The following is a 20,629-nucleotide window of genomic DNA, read 5'->3' on the forward strand; positions in this document are numbered from 1 at the left end:
ATCTCTTTAAAAGAAATTAATAAACTTTAGTTTTCGCTTTTCTGTATGTTTATTTTAATATTAGCTAGCAGCTGCTGTTGCTGCTATCGAAGCTGACATAATAACAACAATCATTGCTGTTATTTGTGTATGAATTTCTTTAATGGTAGTACTTAACATATTGTTTTCAGCATCAGAAATAATAGCTTTAATATTCTTTTTGCTCTTTTTGTAGCGTTCTTTTCCGTAAACAATTCTATCCATATTACAAGTATTTATAAGACTCACCAACATTAGTTCCTCTAGAATAGGTTTTTTATGAAGTTCTACTATTTCATATAATCTTTTTCGCAAGGTGTTTTCTGGTTTTGCATTTACGGTTGGGAATTTGTCATTATTAAATACCCATAAAAATTTTTGCTCTCTTTTTGCTAAAACTCCTTTTCTAATTAACTTATCTAGTGTTTTTTTTTTAATATCGCGTTCTTTGTTTCCAAATTTTTGTATCCAATATTTTAGGGAACGTTCTTTGTTTGAGTTTTTTAATATGTCTAAATACTTATTAAGAAAAGTATCATCAATTCTTTTAAAGTTATTTACAACTACTTTTTTGTCAATAATAGTTATACATTCTTTTAACGAAAGTTCTAAAAAAATGGCACCAGCAAATCCATACGTTAATGCAAAAGGGCCTGAATTAAAGCTTCCTTTTTCATCATCTAATGCAAGTAGCAGAAATTTATCTATCAAATTTAAGTCAGTCATAAAATAAGTTATTTATAATATTAGTAGTTTAAATTTGAAAATTGTTACACCTAATACTATTTATTCTTAGCTTTAACTTCTGTTTATATTAGAGTGGATTCTTTTTAATTCATCTTGGAATTCCAAATAGGGAAAGAGATACAACTATTCCCTGTAAAGGTAATTTGTAAAGGTCTTTTTGCATCTTTAATACTTTCTGTATTTACATCTTTTCCAGTACCATAATTAATTTGCGCATTATTGTTTTTATTAACGTTAACTACAACAACTATTTTACTGCCTTTTTCAATTTTTTTACTGATTAATTTGGAATTATTGAATGAAATTTGTCCCTTTTGATTCGGTGTAAGTAAATTTCTATGTTCTCTATCTTTCGCATAACTTGCTCTACCAATGTAATAACTTAAATGAAAATATTTATTGTCTGGAGTTAATTGATATACGATCACAGAATAATCAACATCTTTTTTATTGATTATCAATTCTAAGCTTCCTAGAAATGAACCATTAATAATAACATCTTCTGTTAAGGTTTCGGATTTAAAAGTTAAACCATCTTTTACGTTGATTTGTTCACGTTCTAAAGGCCAAGGATAATAGTCTGTATTAGTCATACTTTTTCGGTCTTTAAAATCTACAGACATAGAAACCTCTGAGTTAGTTGCTTTCGTTTTTAAAGCATAAAAATCACCCTGCTTATCTGAACTTAAATAAAACTGTAATGTATCGTTTGTCATGGCACTTAAAGTTGGTTTGTGCATCCAAGTATTTGTATTCATTACTTGAAAGTTGACTTTATCTTTTAAAATACTAGGTTTTGTTTTTCCTTTTAAAATATAATCAAACCATTGATAAAGAAGGTCTTCTTCAATATTAATTAAAGCAGCTTTATCTAGTTTATAATTTCTTAAATTTTCTTCTGGCTTGGATTGTGCAGTCCAATGGTCATAAGGGCCAACTAATAAATAATGATTGGGGTTTTTAGCGTATTTGAAATGCTCATTATAATAATACATTGCTCCTCTTTGAGAGTCATCATAATAACCAGTAATGGTTAAAATAGGAATGTCAATTTTTGCAAATTCTTGTTTGTACGGAATCATTTTTTTCCAAAAATCATCATAACTTGGGTGTGCCATATATCTATTCCATAATGTATTTACTTGCCCATCTAGACTATCTAGCTTATTAAATGCAACTCCGGTTTTATACCACTTGTTTTTTAAGGAATTCCAACGATTAAAATCATTCGAAGCTCCAAAATCTAAAAACTTGTTGTTGGTTACATAAAAATTCCAAGAATAGGAGTAATTGTGTAATACATTATTTTCCATTGGATAATCAATTCCTGGAGCAATAGCCACCATTGGAACAATTGTTTTTAATGCTGGATGCACTTTATGTTTCATAGATGCCCATTGTGCAAAGCCATTGTAACTACCACCAAACATAGCTACTTTTTGATTAGACCAAGACTGTTTACTAATCCAATCAATTACTTCATAAACATCTGTATGTTCATATTCCAGTGGTTTTATTTCGCTTTTACTCAATCTTTTTCCTCTGGTATTGGCAATAACTCCAATATATCCTTTAGATGCTGATAACATAGCACTAACCTCATTGGTTCCTGCATATATGGATGAAACTAATATTGCTGATTTTTTATTTGACGATTTTACTTTTCGTTTTACAACTACAATTGAAACTTCTGCACCATCTTTCATAGGAATTACTATACTATCATTTATGGTATACCTATGTTTATGATCTTGTTTTATTTCATCAAAATAAAGTTCTCTTGTTGATGAAAATACGGTGCTTAAAAAATATTTTTTGACTAAATCCTTAGCAGTTGATTGTGATATCTTTTCAGATTTAATATTTTGATAGGTATTCTTAAAATTACTAACATAATAATCTGTAGGATCTCTAATAATCAATGCTTTGTCTAAATTAATCACTTGTATATCATCCGAATTCTTTACGTATTTTCTGTAAGATTTTTTAAACGCACCTTTAAAGTCCTTAGAAAACTTTGCTTCTACATAATGCAAGTATATATCTAAATATTGTCTTTGATTTATTGGTGTTTTTTTAATTCTTTTTTGGAAAGTAACTAAGGCCTCTTTATAATTACCTCTAATTAATTGAAACTTAAATAAATCTAGTTCAGACATATTTTTTACATCACATAATTTGGCAAGATGCTGCATTTGACCTGCAAGCGCTATTGAATCTGAAATTTCTACCTTCTTAAAAGGCAACTCTTGTGTATAAGAAGAAATACTAATTACTAATAGAAGTAATAAAAGGAATGATTTTTTCATTTTTTTTGATTTGAAAAATTGATAAAAACGATGTTACTTTCTATTTTGGATTTGAGTAATGAATTAATTCTTCATTGTACAAAAAGTCATCTTGAGTTTGAGACATTTTTATAAAATTTTTTATTTTTGGAGCATATAACCAAACTTCATCCGTTTGTGCATTGTAGCCTCTAGAATTTGAAACGGTTCCTTTGTATTGTATGGTGTACGCCATAAATGTGCCAGCTGCTACAGTTTCTTCTTTAAAAGAGAGAACTTCTACATCTTGACTTTGTTTTCCTGTAGTACCATCTTGACTTGTCCAGTTTTTTTCATATTTCCATTTTTCACCAACTTTTAAAGGCCACTTATATCTTGGTGTTTTACTTACTTCTGGCTTCACAATTTCTGAAACAGGAACAGTATCTTTTCCGACTGTCATACCTAAACCATAGTCCATTTTTACTATTTTTCTTGTGTCTTCTCCCTCTGATCTCACTTCTCCTTTATCTGTTACTCCTTTATATTTCCAAACCCATTTTTCTCCAAGGGAATAATCTTTTAGGGTTGGTTGTTTTGCTTCTAAAGACTTGTCTTGATTACAAGACAATATCATTGAAATCATAATTAAATATATGATTTTGGATATTTGTGTTGTTACTTTAAAATAATTCATAATATGATTTTTAATTAATTATACCACAAAGTAAAGGTGTTTAACTCCATCCTAAAAGGGAAAGTACAGGAACGTAAATAAATGCAAATGAACGTTAAATACTAAACGATTTTTCTGTTATAAACTATTCCAATTTTTAAACCTAACAGACTGTCTACTTGATACTTCTACTTTTTTTCCTGTAGTTAATATAATTTGCAATTTATTATTGAAGTAAGGGTGAATCTCTTTAATGTAGTTTATGTTAATCATTTGACTTCTATTCACACGAAAAAAGACTTTAGGATCTAACTTCTCTGCTAATAAATTTAAAGAACGCTTAATCATCGCTTTATCTGAACCAAAATACAGACGTGCGTAATTTTCTAAAGATTCAATAAAATGAATATCTGTTAACGGAATAAAATGACATTTTTCACCATCTTTTATAAAAATCTTTTGATGCATTGGTAAGGTTGTAGGCTCTAATTTTACCCTTTTAGACAATTCTATTTTTACCTTCTCAATGGTTTTAGAAAAACGTTCGTCTCTTAAAGGTTTTACTAAATAATCTAATGCATTCATCTCAAAAGCTTTTACTGCATATTGATCGTATGCGGTTGTAAAAACCACGTCTGGTACGTTGGTTAATTCTTCTAATAAATCAAATCCAGATTTTTCAGGCATATGAATATCTAAAAAGAGTAGATCTGGTTTTAATTCTTCAATTACAGCTATTGCCTCATCTACGTGACTTGCTTCCCCTATAATTTCAAATTCAGGGTGTTTTTGTAATGCGCGTTTTACTTCTTCTCTAGCTAAACGTTCATCATCAATAATTATGGTTTTAAATCTTTTCATCGTCTATATGCATAGGAATTATTATTTCAGCGCAGACATTGTTATTTTCATTCTCGGTTAAACTAAAACTGGCCTTATTTTTATATTGAATTTCTAGACGTTTTTTTAAGTTTTTTAACCCTAAACCAACACTTTTATTTTGATTAATTACTCCTGGATTTTCAATTAAAATATGAATATTGCGATTATTCTTTTTGATTTTTAAGAATACAACGCCACCACCAACTTTTAAGTCGATGCCATGTTTAATGGCGTTTTCTATCAATAACTGAATACTTAACGTCGGGATTTTATAATTAATTAATCCTTCATCAATATTGGTTTTTAATTTTAAACGTTCTTCAAAACGCATCTTTTCTAATTCAATATAATCTTTTACTAAAGACAACTCCTCTTTAATTGTAATTAAATCTTTATCTTTTTCATATAGTGATGAGCGTAATAAATCTGATAATAAATCAATTGCTCTTCTTGCTGTATCAGGATTTTCAATCACTAAAGATTTAATAGAATTTAAGGAATTGAATAAAAAATGTGGATTTAATTGTGCTGATAAATTATCTAACTGTGCTTGCTTTGCAATTAGAGAAAGTTGAGCATTCTCTCTTGCTGTGACTACTTCTTTTTGATAATAATGATACAAATGATACGCTAAAATCCAGATTGACATTAATCGTAATCCAGCAAGCAATATCGGATCCCAATAAATAATAGCTTCAAATAAATTCTTATCCTCACTTGCTATTAAAGTCCAGTAAGTGTACCATTTTAAATTGTTTAAAAGCACATATAGAAACGCTAATAAAAGTATGCTAGGAATTACACGAATTACCAATTTTTTAATTGGTAATAGACTCCAATTCGCTTTTATAGCATACAGTCTATATATATGAGTCAAGAAAATTCCGATTGCAACATCTAAAGTATAATTTACAAATGTGTAAAAAACACTATAATTATCTCTAGTATACACTGTATACGCCCAATAAATGGAAACTAAACACCAGCCTATCAATTGACATAGCCAATACAAACGATATTTTGATATTTTATTCTTTAGATGTGAACCCATATGAATAGCAAAGGAACGTATATTCCATTAATATAGAAAAAAGAAGTACATGAACGCTACTATTTTGTGTTAAACGTAATTAATTTCATTTTAAAATATTGAATTAGGAAAACGATTTTTAAAGTTTTTACTTTTTTCTCATTAATTACGTGATTCTTTTCAATAATTAATTGTTTCTGTTTTACTAACTTATGATCAACTCCATAAATAGCAATTAATGAGTCTCTTGTTCTAATAGGATTCTGCTCAGTTGCCCAAATGGTATACAGAATAGCAATTAGATTTTTTTGATGCTGTTTAGTAGAGATAATTTTTTTGAATTGGTCTTATTAGAGCAACTCATCATAATTAGAAAACTGAGTAAATAAATTTATTTCATTTATAATTTAGAATTGCATTAATGATTTAATTCTTAGGCCTTAATGATTCAATGATTTGAGCATCTACCCAAAAAACATCTACATTTTCAAAATCGTCTGAACCTACATTTCTACTAAAGAAAAGGTATTTACCATCAGGTGTTATACTTGCAGAGGCTTCCCAGGCTTTGGTGTTTATTTTATCACCCAGATTAATTGCATTACCCCAAGTACCATCATTTTGTTTAAAACTGATGTAAATATCAGATTCACCAAAACCATCTTCCTTTTTAGCATCAAATAATAAGTACGATTCATCTGGAGCTATAAATGGATGGCTTAAAAAAGTTCCTGTGTTTATTGCTTTGGGCAAAGCTATAGGTTCTTCATGCTTTCCATCTATCAAACGTGAAAAGCGAATTGGAAACGTTGGATCATTCTCTTTATAGGTGTCAAAATAATAGGTGCCATTTGCAGAAGATGAAAGTCTCATAATATACATAGAATCATTACTTACAGTAGGAGGTGCTAGTTTTTGTAATTCTGACCATCCAGATTCAGTTCTTTTTAGATAACCATCTCCTAAATGCATAGTTTGTCCATCTGGAGCTATTACTGGCCTTCCTATCCATGGAGATGCTATTTGAGATTTTTCCCATTTTTTATTTACTTCATTGTATTTGTATTCATAAAAAGCTGATTTTTTATTCTCTTCTCCTCTTCTAATAAAATAAAACGCCTTCATATCTGGGGTAAATGCACTATTGACTTCATACAAATCTGTAGATACAAGACCTGGAGCAAATGGAATTGGTGTTAAACCTGGTGGCTTTTGTCCTAAATAAGCTGCTTCTTTATTTAATGAATCTTTACTTGTTTTTGTGTAACAGGCACTTAGAAATATTGTGAAAATGAGTGCTACTATTATTACATTATTTGGATTTTGAACACTATTTTTTAAGAAACAAAGTTTAGCATAATTGGTAAGCGGAAATTTTATGTTTTTATCAAGTCCAGTCATTTGATTATTTTAATTTGATTTTGAAAATGTATAAATTATCTGAATTTTAATTGTAATCAGTATTTAATTCTTGTTATGCTGATATAGAAATTTTCGAAACATTTTAATTATAAAATTAAGTCTTCAATTATTTTAAAATTTCTAGTACTTGGTACATGTTTAGAATCTTCTAATAAAACAACTTCATCTAATGATGTAAAAATACGTTTTGCTCTTTTTATCATTTTTTTACCTGGAAACATAATGTCTTTATCTGCTGCAATTATTGTAATTGGAGTTTCTATATTTTTTGCAGAATTACTTGAAATTACTGGTAAAGGAGAGAAATCCATATTACAATTTTGAAAAGTAATCCCCATAAACTGAAGAGCAAAATCATCAGCTTCACTAAAAAGAACTTTTATTACTTTTTTTAAATAAGTTTCATTATTTGTTTTTATAAACTTCTTTAATGGAATAAACATTTTAAATAAACCTAAAAACGGATTTCCATTTACAATATATACAGGTGCAATTAAGTATGCCTTTTTTATTGGTAATTGGTTAAACTCTAAAGCTTTTAAAGAGATAAAACCGCCAAAAGAAAAACCAACCAATGTAACTTCTTTTAACTGAAGTAACTCCGTTATTTCTATCAACCATTTACCATAATCTAGCGTTTTCATTTCTAATCTATTTCCTGCACTTTTATTAGGTTGTGCTAAAACATCAATAGCATACACACAATATTTTGACGCTAAATTTGGGAATGATTCTAAAATTAAAGGTGCACAACCTCCTGTGCCATGTATCAGTAATAAAGGTGGGTTATTTTTATCACCAGAAATAATAACATTTGTAACACCAAACTTTGTTTCTACAATTTTTTCAGAATACTCAATATTCAGTTCTTGTAATTTTTGATTGTATAGATTTAATATTTTTTCTTTTCCTTCTTTTGATTTGAAAAACATATAGTGTTCTTTTTTTTTTTTTTTTGATTGATGATTTCTATTAATGTCTACTAGAGTTTTATGATGAAAGATTATTGTTTTGCAACAGACGATTCATATTAAAACTATTCTATTAATTAATATTTCTGATTTTATATTTTTTAGGAAATGTTTTATTTTTCTATGATTAAGTTTTCCAAATACCTAAGAGCAGTTGCTATTAGATTCTTTCGATTTTTTGCTTTTTCATTAAAAGAATCCAAAGTTTCTCTGTCTAATTTTCGGCCCTTAACAAAAACATAGGTTGGATTTTTAAGTGAAGACAAATTAACAAGTGGATTATCATCCACCAATAATAAATTAGCAATCTTACCCTCTTCAATAGTTCCAAGTTGATTCATTATTGAATGTGTCTTGGATGCATTTACAGTAGCTGTTTTTAATACTTCATAATTAGAAAGTCCTGCATCTTTGTAAAAAGCCAATTCTTGATGAATTGAAAAACCTGGAAGCGTAACTCCAATACCACCATCAGTTCCACAAATAATAGGCACACCTGCTTCGTGTAGCTTTTTAACAATGGTCATATGAAAATCATGTTGTTTTTTTATTCGCTCAACTGTAGATGGATTTTCTTGCTTGGAATTAAACCAACGTTCAAACTGTTTTTTACTGTCCGTTTTTTTAATGAGCGGATTCATATACTCTAGTGATTCTGAATCTAAAATACCATCATTCATCATCATTTGGTAGATATTGTTGAATACAGTAAGTGTAGGACTATAGCTTGTGTGTTTAGACCCTGAAATAGAGTCAATAACAGATTGTAGTTTAATGGTATCTAAATCAAAATGTAAAGGTTGCTGTACAATTTCTTCAGCATGTTCAATAGATTTGATTTGTGGATTCAAATGATATGAAAATGGTACTTTTTGAGAAGGGTGAGCAACAATGTCAATTTCAGAAATTTTGGCTTGTTCAATCACAGCGTCAAATATTTCTTTATCCAATCCATAATATGTCTTAATGAAATTATAACCTCTTTCTTTATGTGAAATTACCTTAACTTTTGCTTCACTCGCATTCATTAGATTTAAATTGTCATCACCTATAAATTCTGATCCTGTTAATTTTGGTCCAGTCGTAAAAAACGTTGGAGAAAAAATATTTTCTTCAATTACATCTTCTTTAATTCTTAAATGCATAGGCATTCCCCAAAGATTTCTAATTGCAGTTACACCATTAGATAAGTATAATCCCAATTCATATCTATCCCAAACATGTACATGCATATCTATAAGTCCTGGGGTTAGAAATCTATTTTCTCCATCAAAAATTTGAATTCCATTAACCTGAATATTGTCAGCAATCTTTTCAATAATCCCTTCTTTTATATACACCATTTTATCAACTAAAACAGTGTCTTTGTTCATTGGAATTATATTGATATTTGTAATTACGTAAGAGTTATTGAATGTTGCTTCATCCTTATCAATATCAAGATAATTTGTTCTTGATGAATCAACCCAAAGTGTAATGATTCCAATTAACACAAGTACACCAATGAGAGCGAAAATAATTTTTAAAAGACGTTTTAATATTTTCATTTAGAAATAAGTTGTTGTTTTGTTTTTTTTTGATTGACGATTAGAACTTTTTAACGAATAGTTTAACTGATTGTTATAGAATATAAATAGTTTTCCTTTTCCACTTTAGATTTGAAAAACATATAACTGAAAATTATAATGAATGATTATGCTAGATTTTTATTTATACTAAAACCTATATCCTATTCGTAAGTGCATATTTAATTCCATTTCACTTTTGTTATTTACATAACCAGCGCGTTTAGCAAATGTGTAACTAAATCCTGCTCCAAGACCAGCTTCATAATTAAAATGTTTGCCTAAATTTCTTCTAATTCCCCAAGTGGGTATAATGGAAAAATCACTTACTACAGGTGCATTGTCTTTATTGAATAAGACAAACCAATCTGGATGATACCCCATTTTTAAGGCAATAAAATTGCCACTATTTCCATCAATTCTTTTTAAGTTCTCTGAGCGTTTTTTGAGGTTGTAATAGAATCTTGGTTCTAAAACGATAACAGGTGTTTGTAGAAAAGGAGAATCATAATCATCATAATAAGTAGTTTCCCATATACCAAAATCAAAACCAATTTCTGTTCTTAGAGCTATGGTGTTTGATAGTTTTGTTTCATTGTATGCCCAGATTCCTAAAACTCCAGTTTGTAACCCGAATGTAGATTTTTCTACACTTGTATTTTGAGATTTGGCGATTAAAGTTAATGCGCACAAAGTCAATGTGATTAAATTTTTTTTCATGATTATGTTTTTTTTTGATAATTATAATTACAGCTTATCGTTTTTAATTTTTATTATTTTGTTTTTTTTAAATGCTTCAGTTCGTTTGATTTGTTCTTCCAAATTCCAATCAAAATCAAATCGATTTTTCAGAAATATGGCTATTGAATCCAATCCAATTGCAGTTCGTCTTTTATCTATATTTTCTGGTTCAAATACTGGCCACAGATTAAAACTTTTAGTTTCTGGGTAGTATTTCATTTGCCCTCCATAAATTTGTAAATCTCCTTTTTCAGTTGCAATTCTATCTTCTGCTCTCACCAAAAAACGTGGTTCTAACTTTTTGTCTTTTACAGCTTGTCTCATCATGGGAAGGTATTGTATTCTAACTTTATTATCTGCATGTTGAATGACATTGCATATCGTCCAATTTCCTTGTTCACCTGCTATTTCTTTCGTAGGCCATCCATATTTATCTAGAATATTTTTAACTTTTCTTTCATTGAAAATATGATTCTTCTTATAGATTGCTTGTTGTTCCTTAACTATATCTGATTCAGCTCCATATATTTTCATAAGTGAATCTCTTAAGGTGATTGGTCGCTGTTCAGTTTTCCAAATTGTATCGAGAACTGCAATCAAATTTTCTTGATTCTCCAATGTTGTCGAGATTCTTTTTGATTGGGTTTTACTAGAGCAACCCATGGTTAATAGTAGACTGATTAATAAAATATTTTTCATTCGTTAATAATTTTTTTAATTTTGTTACTGATTAATGCCAACGATCTCGGCTTTGAGTAGTTTCGTGGATAAGCACTTAACGTTGCAAGTATAAACCAAACTGAAAATCCTTATGGATTTTCAGAAGTAGGAGAGAAAAGCAATTACTTATAGCCACTGTTGTGTTCCGTTTTAATTTAATTTTACTTATAGCTAGGTCTTATGCCAAAAATTAATAAATAACCAATCATCCAAAATTCTCCAATGGTTGCAGGTAGAGTAAGGAAATTATTGTAGCTAAAATCAATTCCTGCGTAGTGTATAACTGTAGAAATTAGATAACCTATACCACCTAAAATAATTATTCTTCCCAACCAGACAGGCAACCTTTTAGATTTGATAACTATATATCCCATTGGAAATAGCCATAACCCGAAAAATAGGCCTCCAATGCCCCAAGCATTTGAAATTATATTTTGAAAGACCTGAATTAATAAAACTTTGTCCTCCATAGCACTTATATCAGAATTTGCAATACCTATTGCTGACGCGATTGAAATTGCACTTATCATAATGGCTAAAGCATTTACCATTCCCCATATACCTAGAGTCCAAGCTTCCCATTCATAATTATCTTTAAATAATTTGAAAAACCAAACTGCGGTAAGTGCTTGAGAAATTACGATACCAAATTCTAATAGCAATCGAATTCTTGCTGTAGATTCTAATTCTACTAAATTTGTTAGCGTTTGTTCAGGATTACCAGACACAAATATTTGAGAATGAAAGACCATGAACCCTAGAATTCCGGTAATAGCCATCATTAAATACCATAAGCCAGTTATTCTAGCTGTCTTAATTAAATTTTTCTGTTTTGTATTTGCAATCATAGATTATTTATTTTTTTATACTAATTATGACTCTGTAAAAGAGTAATTGTTACAGTTTTGCCCTAATGCCACACAACAATAGAATATATGGAAATAGATAAATTTTTATAACCAACTAAACCCTATACCTACATTAAAGATTGCTGCATCTCTATGTGCATCACCATCTAAATTTGCACGACCCAAAACTAATTTAGACTGAACATTAAGTGCAAAGTTTTTCTTTTTGTAAATTTCATAACCTGTACTCAACATTACTGCATGACCAAAGTTCCAATCGTCATTTACATCATCCTTGATATCATAAAGTGCTGGTGAATCTATAGCTAAACCAAACCCACCATGAATCCACCATTTGTCTTTTACCCAATATTGTAAAGATGGAATTAAACCTCCAAAATTTCTGTCATTATCTTGAAATTCATAAATGTTTCCAGGCATAGATATGGTAATCGCTAATTTTTCATTTAGCATATAACCTAACTTTAGATCTGGAAAAACGAACGTTCCTTGAGATGTGTCAAAAGTTTGAATGCCTGCACTATCTTCTAAACTTATACTACCTCCACCTAATACGAATTCGAAGATAAATCCTTCTCTTTGAGTTGTTTTTTCTGAATTTGTGTTTTGTGCGTATGTTATACTAGACAATAATGCAAAGGCAACACAAGCCATTTTTACTAAAATTTGTTTTTTGATTGTTTTCATTTTAATTGTTTTTATTATTGATTTATGTTTTTAATTAAATTGTGTTATTTCTTTTTTACTTCTCTGTAAACCCTTTTTGCTTTTCAAGCATTTCAATGAATTTTGTTTTCCCAACCTTTCCTACAGCATAATCAATTACTTTTCCCTCTGGATTAATAAAAATTGTTGTTGGTGTTGCACCAATATTATAATGCTTTACTATATTTTCAGAACTCGAGTCATCAATATTAATCTCAACTGGAACCACATGTGAATCAATAGCTTTCATAACTTTATTATCTGCAAAAACTTCACGTTTCATAATTTTACAAGGTGAGCACCATTTCCCTGTAAAGAATATCAGGATATTTTTGTTAGAATTGATTGCAATCTCTTTTGATAATTCTATATCACTACTCCAAACCTTATCATTAGAAGGAACATAGAATGAATACCATGCATACCATAGAGAAACTACAAGAAATGTCAACCAAAAGAAACTCCAAAATGGATGAGATTTATTTTTTAATTTCTTAACATCTGAATCGATTTTTTTGTTTTTCATTTTTTGTTATTTTATTTATTACTTCTATGATGATTTTCTCTTTTTAAAATTAATTAGATTTCGTTTTTCTAAAGTTCTACTTTTAAAAATGGAACAAGTTTTCTAAGCAAGTAGAAGGTTGAAAGTGATATTTATCCCTTTTTTAGTTATGAATTTTTTTCGTATCCACTTTCCATTTTAACCCAAATAAAGGCCTTAATACTGCAATTCTTTTTAGAATGAATTCATAGATGAGAAAACAAACTATAAAAGTGAAGATTGTAATTCCAATAAATTGTAGCATAGGATTAAGGTTTAAGTGCAAAATCAATAATGCTCCAGCATATAAAACAAACATGTGAATAATGTAAACAGGGTAAACAGCTGCACTCAAGTAGTTTAATAAAGAACTTGGTTTATTAAGGTAGCTATACCCTAATCCAAAGACACCCAATATCCAAGAGTTAGATTCTATGGATGTTAAATACATGTTTGAAATTGTTTCAAATCCTGTAAAACGAATTAAAAAGAGGATCGTTGCCAAACCAATATATAGCCATTTCCATTTAGAAACTGTTTGCCAAAAGAAAGTTCCAGCATAGACAAAGAGATAACCAAAAAAGAAAGCAAGAAGACCGATAAAAAAACCATGCCAGTTTTGTGCATACATTTCAAATAATTGTGGTTTTACTAAACTCACTTCTAACATAAAAAAAACAGATATTGCTAATGGTCCTAAAGCATAACTCATCATTTTTTGAATAGCTTTCTTAAATTTTCTGTTTTCATTGTTTTTTAAATAGAAAAACACAGGCGATAACAACAGTACATATACAAAAATGTTACCCAAGAACCATAAATGACCACTATCAGGAAAGTAACTTAAAGGCATATTATAGTACTCCTGAAAAATATACATGTGTAAAGGAGTTATCGCAAAATAGCCAAAAACAAAAGGTAATAGAATTCTTTTACCTCTCTCTAAGAGTAATTGTTTCCAATTTCTTTTTTTCATTGCAAAATACAACCCCATTCCAGAAACAAAAAACAATAGAGGTATTCTCCATACATTAAGCATTGTCATTGGTTTCCAAAGTCCTTCTAAGGTCTCTTCACTTCGTATAAATCCTATAAACATTGCCCAAGGTTGAAATATTATGGCAATATGATAAATCAATAATAACCCAATTGCAATTACTCTTAGCCAATCAATATCGTATCTTCTTTCTGTTGTCATCTTACTTTGTGTTTATTGTAACATCATTGCTACAACAGGACGTGCTTTTTGCAATTCATCTAAATCTAATGTAAAGCCCATTGGTTTTAATTGCAGTATTAGCATTTCGTAAATAGGTTTCATTTGAGTAAAGTCAGTCATCACAATTTCTCTAGGTGTAGCACCAAAACTATTACGTACAGTTTTATCAGTTTTGGCATCAATCAATAGTTGTACAATTTCAATTCGTCCAAAAAATGCTGCAGTATGCAAAGCTGTACCTCCGTCATTATTTTTTATAGTTAAATCTGCGTTTGCATTAATCAATACTTTTGCAATTTCTGTTTTATTAAACGTAGCTGCAGACATTAATGGAGTAGAACCAGACATTGCTTCTTTTTGGTTAATATCAGTACCTGCTTCAATATGTTGTTTCACTGTTTCTAAATTTCCAGTTAGTACAGCTGCATGAATATCCATGTTTGGTTTAGTTGCTGTTTTTGTAGTTTCTTCTGAATTGTTGGTCTCTGTCTTTTTGTTAGATTGAACACACGAACTTGTTAATAAAAGAATAAAGAATACGATTTGAATTGTTATTCTCATTGATGTAATTGTAAGTAATTTCATAATAAATATTTTAAAGATTAATAACTTTGTTTTTGTTGATACAAATATCCAACAAGAATCAAAATTCCTTTAAACCCTTATGAAGCCTAATGTGTAAAGTTTGATGATAGATTGAAAATTATGACGCAACTATATAAATTATGACGCAAACAACAGTTTTTGTTAAAGAATTTAGAATTGTAAACAGTTTCGTTTAAAATAAAAATTGATACATTTGGAATAGCACAAAACAACATGTCTCAGATCTCAAAAAAAGGAAAATTTATAGAACAAGCAGAAGTGTTTGTTTTAGAGCATATCTCTAATGAACAATTTGGAGTATCAGAATTAGCTACGCTTATGCACATGAGTCGATCTAATTTGCTTAGAAAAATAAAAAAGGAAACTGAGTTAAGTGCAAGTCAATTTATTCGTCAAGTTCGTCTTGAAAAAGGAAAGGAATTGTTAGATGAAACTGAACTTACTGTTTCAGAAATTTCTTATCAAGTTGGTTTTAGCAATAACTCTTATTTTATTAAATGTTTTAGAGAACAATATGGATTATCTCCTGGAGAATATAGAGTAAAACCAGTTCAAGAAACAGAAATTGAGTTTGAAGATAATCAGTCAGAAATTGTTATAGATGATATTACTGAATCCTTTTTTAAAAAATATCGTACAACAATTTTTGTAGCAGCTTTCTTTACGATTGTTGTTGCAACCTTGCTGTTTTTTAAGAATAAAACTCCAAATTCAGAAATAAAAGTCAACGAGAGTAAGAAATCGATTGCTGTTTTGCCCTTTAAAAATATGAGCAGTGATTCTACAAACTTATATTTTGTAAATGGACTTATGGAATCTGCACTTAATAATTTACAGAAAATAGAAGATTTACGAGTTATCAGTAGAACATCCGTAGAAAAATATAGAAATACCAACAAAACCGTAAAAGAGATTGCAGAAGAATTGAATGTGGCGTATTTACTAGAAGGTAGTGGCCAGCGAATTAACGATCAAGTTTTACTAAACATTCAATTAATTGATGCTTCTAAAGATACCCCAATTTGGGCGCAACAATATAATAACAAAGTTGTTGATGTATTTTCACTACAAAATACAGTTGCCAAAAAAATTGTAGATGCAATTCATGCAAAAGTTACTCCTGCAGAATTTCAGCAAATTAATAAAAAACCAACTGAAAATCTTGAGGCTTACGAATTTTATTTAAAAGGTTTAGTTCCGTTAAAAAAAGAAACCAAAGAAGGTTTAAAAGAAGCCATTGCTTTGTTTGAAAAAGCGATTGAACTAGATCCTAAATTTGCTTTGGCTTACTCAGATCTTGCAATTGCCTACTATTATTTAGACATAAACCAGAGAAAAAAACAATACACAGAAATTATTAATAATTATGCTGATAAAGCATTGCTTTATGATAACAAATCTTCTAAAAGTTTAATCGCAAAAGCATTGTATTATATTAATATTAATGAGTTTCGATTGGCAATACCACATTTAGAAAAGGCGTTAGAATACAACCCTAATTCATCTTCTGTTGTGCAAATACTTGCAGATTTGTATTCGAGAGCAATTCCAAACACAGGCAAATATCTTAAATATGCTTTAATGGGCTTACAGTTAGATGTAGATTCTAATGATGCTACAGCTAAAGGTTTTATGTATTTAGCACTGAGTAATGCGCTTATTCAAAACGGATTTATAAATGAAGCACAGAAATATATAAACTTATCTTTAGCAGCAGATCCAAACAATTATTACGCTCCGTTTTTAAAAGTATTTATTGATTATGCACAGCATCAAGATTTAAACAAAGCCACAAATTCTTTAAAGAAAGAGTTTAAAAAAGACACAACACGTTTAGATTTGATGCAAGAGGTTGCAAAGTTTTACTATTTTCAAGAGAATTATGATAGTGCATTTTATTACTATGATAAATTTCAAAAAATTAGGAAAAAAAATGGACTTAATATGTATCCTCAAGAAAACTTAAAAATAGGTTTGGTGTTTGATAAAATGGGGCTGCATCAACAAGCTTTAGAATTTTATAAAACTTATGATGATTATTGTAAGAATGATCTATCTATATATAAATCAGCCAGTTTAGCTACAAAATACATTCATGAAGGTAAAAATGATTTAGCTATTGAACAATTTAAATTATTTGCAACCAAAAATAATTACCAATATTGGGTTTTATTATTTCTAGAAAAAGACCCGTTAATAAAGTCTCTACAAACACATCCTGAATATGATGAGGTAATTCAAAAAATAAGAGACAGATTTTGGGATAACCACAACCAATTAAAAGAGTCTTTAAAAGAAAACGGACTTATTTGATAGCTTTGATTTTGTAATTCAGTACTCATTGATTTTAATGTTTTTTAGAATTAAATTTTATCACTAGAGAACAAGATTCTACTTTTATTTTATCTTCTTAGATTGATGTTGATGATTAATAATTATTTTCAGGTAGATTTTTTTCAAGTAGATAAAAAATAATTTTCTATATCCTTTTTTTTGAGTTTGAGAACACTCGTTTTTTAAGTAGTATAGCATTCATTTAAGTTGTTTAGGTTTTTTTGTGTTTTTTTATTTTTAAAAATTAACTATACAAACTATGTAATACTTGTTGATTTTTGCCTATTTTACTTATTTATTTCTAATTTAGTGCCCAAACAAAATTATATTATTGTTATTATGTTTAAATCCAAAATGCTTATTCTTCTTACGTTTTTGTTTTTTATTGGTAGTGTTTTTTCGCAAGAATTACCGCCAATAAATTCTTTTAAAACTGAAGATTATGGAGGTGAAAACCAAAATTGGTCTATTTCTCAGGCAGAAAATAACTTTATATATGTTGCAAATAACAAAGGTTTATTAGAGTTTAATGGTGCAACTTGGCAGTTGTATGAAACGCCTAATGAAACCATAATGAGATCTGTAAAAGCTTATAAAAATCAAATTTTTACGGGTTTTTATATGGGGTTTGGTTTTTGGAAGAAAAATGATTTTGGAGTTTTAGAATACAAATCCATTGTTGATGCTCAAAATGTTAAAATGATAGAGGATGAGCAAATTTGGAGTATAGTTGAGTTAGATGGATGGATGGTGTTTAAGTCTTTACAAAGAATTTATTTGTATAACTTATCTAGCAAAGTAGTTAAAATTATTAATATAAAAAATAGAGTAAATAGTTTATCTAAAGTTGAAGGCGTAATTTATTTTCATGAAAGTGGTAATGGTCTATTTAAAATTGAAAATGGATTACCAAAACTGGTTTCAGATCATAAATTTATAAAAGAAAATTTTATTGTTGATATTTTTAAAAGAGATAATAGGATTTTACTTTTAACTCAAGAAAATGGTTTTTATTTTTTAAATGATAACGCAGTAGAAAAATGGAAAATTCCTTCGGATTTCATTTTTAAAGGAAAGAAGATTTATAGTGCCAAGAAATTACACGACAATAGTTTTGCATTAGGTACAATTTCTGATGGAATTATCAATATAAATGAATTTGGAGAATTAAATTATCAAATTAATCAAAGTGTAGGTTTACTAAATAACACTGTACTTGATGTCTTTGAAGATCATGATAACAATCTTTGGTTGGGTTTAGATAAAGGTGTTAATTGTATTAATAACACATCTCCAATTAAAATATATAACGAAAAAAACGACTTTTTAGGAACTATTTATACTTCGATTATTTATAAAGGATATATTTATTTAGGTACAAATCAAGGTTTGTTTTACAGGAATGTAAATTCTAATCAACCTTTTAAATTTATAGAAAATACCCAAGGACAAGTTTGGAGTTTAAATACAATTGATGATAAACTCTTTTGTGGACATGATATAGGTACGTTCATAGTTGATAGAAATAAAGCTAAAAATATATTTAATGATACAGGTACATGGCAATTAATTAAAATTGATGAAAGTACCATTTTACAAGGTGGTTATAAAGGCTTGTATGTGTTAAAGAAACAATTTGGTTTATGGAAAGTAAGAAATAAAATTGTAGGTTTCGATAATTCTAGTAAAAGCCTAATTTTAGTAGATAAAAACAGGTTATTTGTAAATCACGAGTATAAAGGAGTTTTTAAAATTACTTTAGATGATCGTTTATATAGAGTAGAAAATTTCGAAGTAGAACCTACAGTAGAAAAAGGAAATCATTCAAATATTGTTAATTATTTTGGTGATGTTTTATACGCTAATAAAAAAGGTGTATATAAATATGATAAATCTTCTGACTCTTTTAGTAAAGATAGTATTTATAGTAAACTTCTGTCTAATGATGCTTATATATCAGGTAAATTAATTCATAATTCAGGTGATAATAAATTGTGGACTTTTTCAGAGGATAAGATAAAGTATTTAAGTCCAGGTAAATTTAATGATAAACCAATAATCAATAAGATTTATATTTCTGAAACTATGCCTAAAGCAGTTTCTGGATATGAAAATATTATTCAGTTAGGTAATGAAAATTACTTAATAGGTACATCCAATGGCTATATTGTAGTAGATATAAGTAAAATAGACATTGAAAAAGATTTTGATGTATATATAAATAAAATTAATTCATTTAAAACAGATGAACCTAAGAATAATATAAGTTTAACCAAAAATAAAGAGTTCGATTTTGTAAATAATAATTTAGAGTTTTTCTATAACGTACCTTATTATAATAAAACACAAAATATAAAATACCAATATAAATTAGTGGGTTTTAATAAAGATTGGAGTCAGCCATCAACATCTAATTCAATAGCTTTTAAAAACATTTCTTTTGGTGATTATACATTTAATGTTAGGGCAATTATTGGGGGTAGAATTAGTAATAATAGTAGTTATAGTTTTAAGATTAATAAACCTTGGTATGTTTCTAATACTTTTGTTGGGCTTTATGTATCTATTTGTTTATTTGCTTTGTATTTAGTGCATGTTTTTTCTAAAAGATACTATAGAAAGCAAAGAGAAGAGTTAATAGAAAAAAATAAAAAGGAATCAGAATTAAAAGAATTAGAAAGTTCTAAAGAAATTATTAAATTAAATAACGATAAGTTAAGAAGTGATATTGAAAGTAAAAATAGAGAATTAGCAACATCTACAATGAATATCATAAAAAAGAATGAGTTTTTAAATACAATAAAAACCGAACTTGTTAATGGTGGGCAGAAGAGTATTACTAAAGTTGTAAATATTATTAATAAGAATTTAAATAATACAGATGATTGGAAAATGTTTCAAGAAGCATTTAATAATGCTGATAAAAAATTCTTAAAAAAAGTAAAAGATAAGCACCCTAATTTAACTCCAAACGATTTAAGACTTTGTGCATATTTAAGACTTAATTTATCTTCTAAAGAAATTGCACCTTTATTAAATATATCTCCTAGAAGTGTAGAGGTTAAAAGATATAGATTAAGAAAAAAGATGGAATTACCTCATGATTCTAACTTAACAAACTACATTTTAGAAATTTAATACCCAAACACTTTTGTTTTTCACCCAAACAATACCACAACATTGATAATTTTGTATTGTTTTGGGTTAATTAATTACATAATAGAATCCTACTGTTTATTGGGTTTTCTGTATTATTTACTTGTGTTTTTTGTGATGTATGTTTTTTGTTGTGGTTGTATTTGTGAATTAACTA

The 20,629-nt window shown here is 28.5% G+C and carries 17 protein-coding genes; 2 read left to right on the plus strand and 15 right to left on the minus strand.

What is annotated here, in order from left to right:
- Positions 1 to 60: 60 nt before the first annotated feature.
- The 15 genes from ACJJVK_RS07525 to ACJJVK_RS07595 form a co-directional block, all read right to left on the minus strand.
- Positions 61 to 744, minus strand: a complete 684-nt coding sequence (locus ACJJVK_RS07525; RefSeq protein WP_405564758.1) for a GPP34 family phosphoprotein — start codon at positions 742 to 744, stop codon at positions 61 to 63.
- 104 nt (positions 745 to 848) lie between these two features.
- Entirely contained in the window at positions 849 to 3,074 is a 2,226-nt protein-coding gene (locus ACJJVK_RS07530) for a CocE/NonD family hydrolase (RefSeq protein ID WP_405564761.1), read from the minus strand.
- 40 nt (positions 3,075 to 3,114) lie between these two features.
- Positions 3,115 to 3,729, minus strand: coding sequence for a hypothetical protein (locus tag ACJJVK_RS07535; RefSeq protein ID WP_405564766.1), 615 nt, complete (start codon positions 3,727 to 3,729; stop codon positions 3,115 to 3,117).
- A gap of 117 nt (positions 3,730 to 3,846) precedes the next feature.
- The gene (locus ACJJVK_RS07540; protein ID WP_405564769.1) at positions 3,847 to 4,569 is read right to left on the minus strand and encodes a LytR/AlgR family response regulator transcription factor; all 723 of its coding nucleotides are present in this window, start codon (positions 4,567 to 4,569) and stop codon (positions 3,847 to 3,849) included.
- Entirely contained in the window at positions 4,556 to 5,641 is a 1,086-nt protein-coding gene (locus ACJJVK_RS07545) for a sensor histidine kinase (RefSeq protein ID WP_405564772.1), read from the minus strand. The genes ACJJVK_RS07540 and ACJJVK_RS07545 overlap by 14 nt, the downstream gene beginning before the upstream one ends.
- 405 nt (positions 5,642 to 6,046) lie before the next feature.
- On the minus strand, positions 6,047 to 7,021 hold the full coding sequence (locus ACJJVK_RS07550; protein ID WP_405564775.1) for a hypothetical protein: 975 nt from the start codon (positions 7,019 to 7,021) through the stop codon (positions 6,047 to 6,049).
- Positions 7,022 to 7,128: 107 nt separating this feature from the next.
- A complete protein-coding gene (locus tag ACJJVK_RS07555) occupies positions 7,129 to 7,974 on the minus strand; it encodes an alpha/beta fold hydrolase (protein WP_405564777.1) in 846 nt (281 codons plus the stop codon).
- 152 nt (positions 7,975 to 8,126) lie between these two features.
- Positions 8,127 to 9,560: an amidohydrolase family protein gene (locus ACJJVK_RS07560; protein ID WP_405564780.1), complete on the minus strand. Its 1,434-nt coding sequence runs from the start codon at positions 9,558 to 9,560 to the stop codon at positions 8,127 to 8,129.
- 168 nt (positions 9,561 to 9,728) lie between these two features.
- Positions 9,729 to 10,298 carry a hypothetical protein gene (locus ACJJVK_RS07565; protein WP_215993734.1) on the minus strand — a complete coding sequence of 190 codons (570 nt, stop codon included), beginning with the start codon at positions 10,296 to 10,298 and terminating at the stop codon, positions 9,729 to 9,731.
- A 27-nt stretch (positions 10,299 to 10,325) separates the two neighbouring features.
- Positions 10,326 to 11,018: a DUF6624 domain-containing protein gene (locus ACJJVK_RS07570; protein WP_405564783.1), complete on the minus strand. Its 693-nt coding sequence runs from the start codon at positions 11,016 to 11,018 to the stop codon at positions 10,326 to 10,328.
- Positions 11,019 to 11,200: 182 nt separating this feature from the next.
- Positions 11,201 to 11,887 carry a DUF4386 domain-containing protein gene (locus ACJJVK_RS07575; protein ID WP_405564786.1) on the minus strand — a complete coding sequence of 229 codons (687 nt, stop codon included), beginning with the start codon at positions 11,885 to 11,887 and terminating at the stop codon, positions 11,201 to 11,203.
- A 105-nt stretch (positions 11,888 to 11,992) separates the two neighbouring features.
- On the minus strand, positions 11,993 to 12,595 hold the full coding sequence (locus ACJJVK_RS07580; RefSeq protein ID WP_405564789.1) for a hypothetical protein: 603 nt from the start codon (positions 12,593 to 12,595) through the stop codon (positions 11,993 to 11,995).
- 55 nt (positions 12,596 to 12,650) lie between these two features.
- Complete coding sequence (locus ACJJVK_RS07585; protein ID WP_405564790.1) at positions 12,651 to 13,139, minus strand: thioredoxin family protein; 489 nt, start codon at positions 13,137 to 13,139, stop codon at positions 12,651 to 12,653.
- Between the two features lie 142 nt (positions 13,140 to 13,281).
- Positions 13,282 to 14,355 (minus strand): acyltransferase family protein, encoded by a 1,074-nt coding sequence (locus ACJJVK_RS07590; protein WP_405564793.1) that lies wholly within the window; start codon positions 14,353 to 14,355, stop codon positions 13,282 to 13,284.
- A gap of 12 nt (positions 14,356 to 14,367) precedes the next feature.
- Complete coding sequence (locus ACJJVK_RS07595; RefSeq protein WP_405564795.1) at positions 14,368 to 14,961, minus strand: ankyrin repeat domain-containing protein; 594 nt, start codon at positions 14,959 to 14,961, stop codon at positions 14,368 to 14,370.
- Positions 14,962 to 15,195: 234 nt separating this feature from the next.
- Between ACJJVK_RS07595 and ACJJVK_RS07600 the strand changes: the two genes are divergently transcribed.
- Positions 15,196 to 17,295 (plus strand): helix-turn-helix domain-containing protein, encoded by a 2,100-nt coding sequence (locus ACJJVK_RS07600; protein ID WP_405564798.1) that lies wholly within the window; start codon positions 15,196 to 15,198, stop codon positions 17,293 to 17,295.
- A 375-nt stretch (positions 17,296 to 17,670) separates the two neighbouring features.
- Complete coding sequence (locus tag ACJJVK_RS07605) at positions 17,671 to 20,454, plus strand: triple tyrosine motif-containing protein (protein ID WP_405564800.1); 2,784 nt, start codon at positions 17,671 to 17,673, stop codon at positions 20,452 to 20,454.
- The last annotated feature ends 175 nt before the right edge of the window (positions 20,455 to 20,629 follow it).

Source organism: Polaribacter sp. Asnod6-C07 (assembly GCF_045063625.1).
In the GTDB taxonomy this organism is placed as follows: Bacteria; Bacteroidota; Bacteroidia; order Flavobacteriales; family Flavobacteriaceae; genus Polaribacter; species Polaribacter vadi_A.

Coding starts and splice junctions, on each gene's coding strand:
- ACJJVK_RS07525 (WP_405564758.1), bottom strand. CDS start 744: ATGACTGACTTAAATTTGATAGATAAATTTCTGCTACTTGCATTAGAT.
- ACJJVK_RS07530 (WP_405564761.1), bottom strand. CDS start 3,074: ATGAAAAAATCATTCCTTTTATTACTTCTATTAGTAATTAGTATTTCT.
- ACJJVK_RS07535 (WP_405564766.1), bottom strand. CDS start 3,729: ATGAATTATTTTAAAGTAACAACACAAATATCCAAAATCATATATTTA.
- ACJJVK_RS07540 (WP_405564769.1), bottom strand. CDS start 4,569: ATGAAAAGATTTAAAACCATAATTATTGATGATGAACGTTTAGCTAGA.
- ACJJVK_RS07545 (WP_405564772.1), bottom strand. CDS start 5,641: ATGGGTTCACATCTAAAGAATAAAATATCAAAATATCGTTTGTATTGG.
- ACJJVK_RS07550 (WP_405564775.1), bottom strand. CDS start 7,021: ATGACTGGACTTGATAAAAACATAAAATTTCCGCTTACCAATTATGCT.
- ACJJVK_RS07555 (WP_405564777.1), bottom strand. CDS start 7,974: ATGTTTTTCAAATCAAAAGAAGGAAAAGAAAAAATATTAAATCTATAC.
- ACJJVK_RS07560 (WP_405564780.1), bottom strand. CDS start 9,560: ATGAAAATATTAAAACGTCTTTTAAAAATTATTTTCGCTCTCATTGGT.
- ACJJVK_RS07565 (WP_215993734.1), bottom strand. CDS start 10,298: ATGAAAAAAAATTTAATCACATTGACTTTGTGCGCATTAACTTTAATC.
- ACJJVK_RS07570 (WP_405564783.1), bottom strand. CDS start 11,018: ATGAAAAATATTTTATTAATCAGTCTACTATTAACCATGGGTTGCTCT.
- ACJJVK_RS07575 (WP_405564786.1), bottom strand. CDS start 11,887: ATGATTGCAAATACAAAACAGAAAAATTTAATTAAGACAGCTAGAATA.
- ACJJVK_RS07580 (WP_405564789.1), bottom strand. CDS start 12,595: ATGAAAACAATCAAAAAACAAATTTTAGTAAAAATGGCTTGTGTTGCC.
- ACJJVK_RS07585 (WP_405564790.1), bottom strand. CDS start 13,139: ATGAAAAACAAAAAAATCGATTCAGATGTTAAGAAATTAAAAAATAAA.
- ACJJVK_RS07590 (WP_405564793.1), bottom strand. CDS start 14,355: ATGACAACAGAAAGAAGATACGATATTGATTGGCTAAGAGTAATTGCA.
- ACJJVK_RS07595 (WP_405564795.1), bottom strand. CDS start 14,961: ATGAAATTACTTACAATTACATCAATGAGAATAACAATTCAAATCGTA.
- ACJJVK_RS07600 (WP_405564798.1), top strand. CDS start 15,196: ATGTCTCAGATCTCAAAAAAAGGAAAATTTATAGAACAAGCAGAAGTG.
- ACJJVK_RS07605 (WP_405564800.1), top strand. CDS start 17,671: ATGCTTATTCTTCTTACGTTTTTGTTTTTTATTGGTAGTGTTTTTTCG.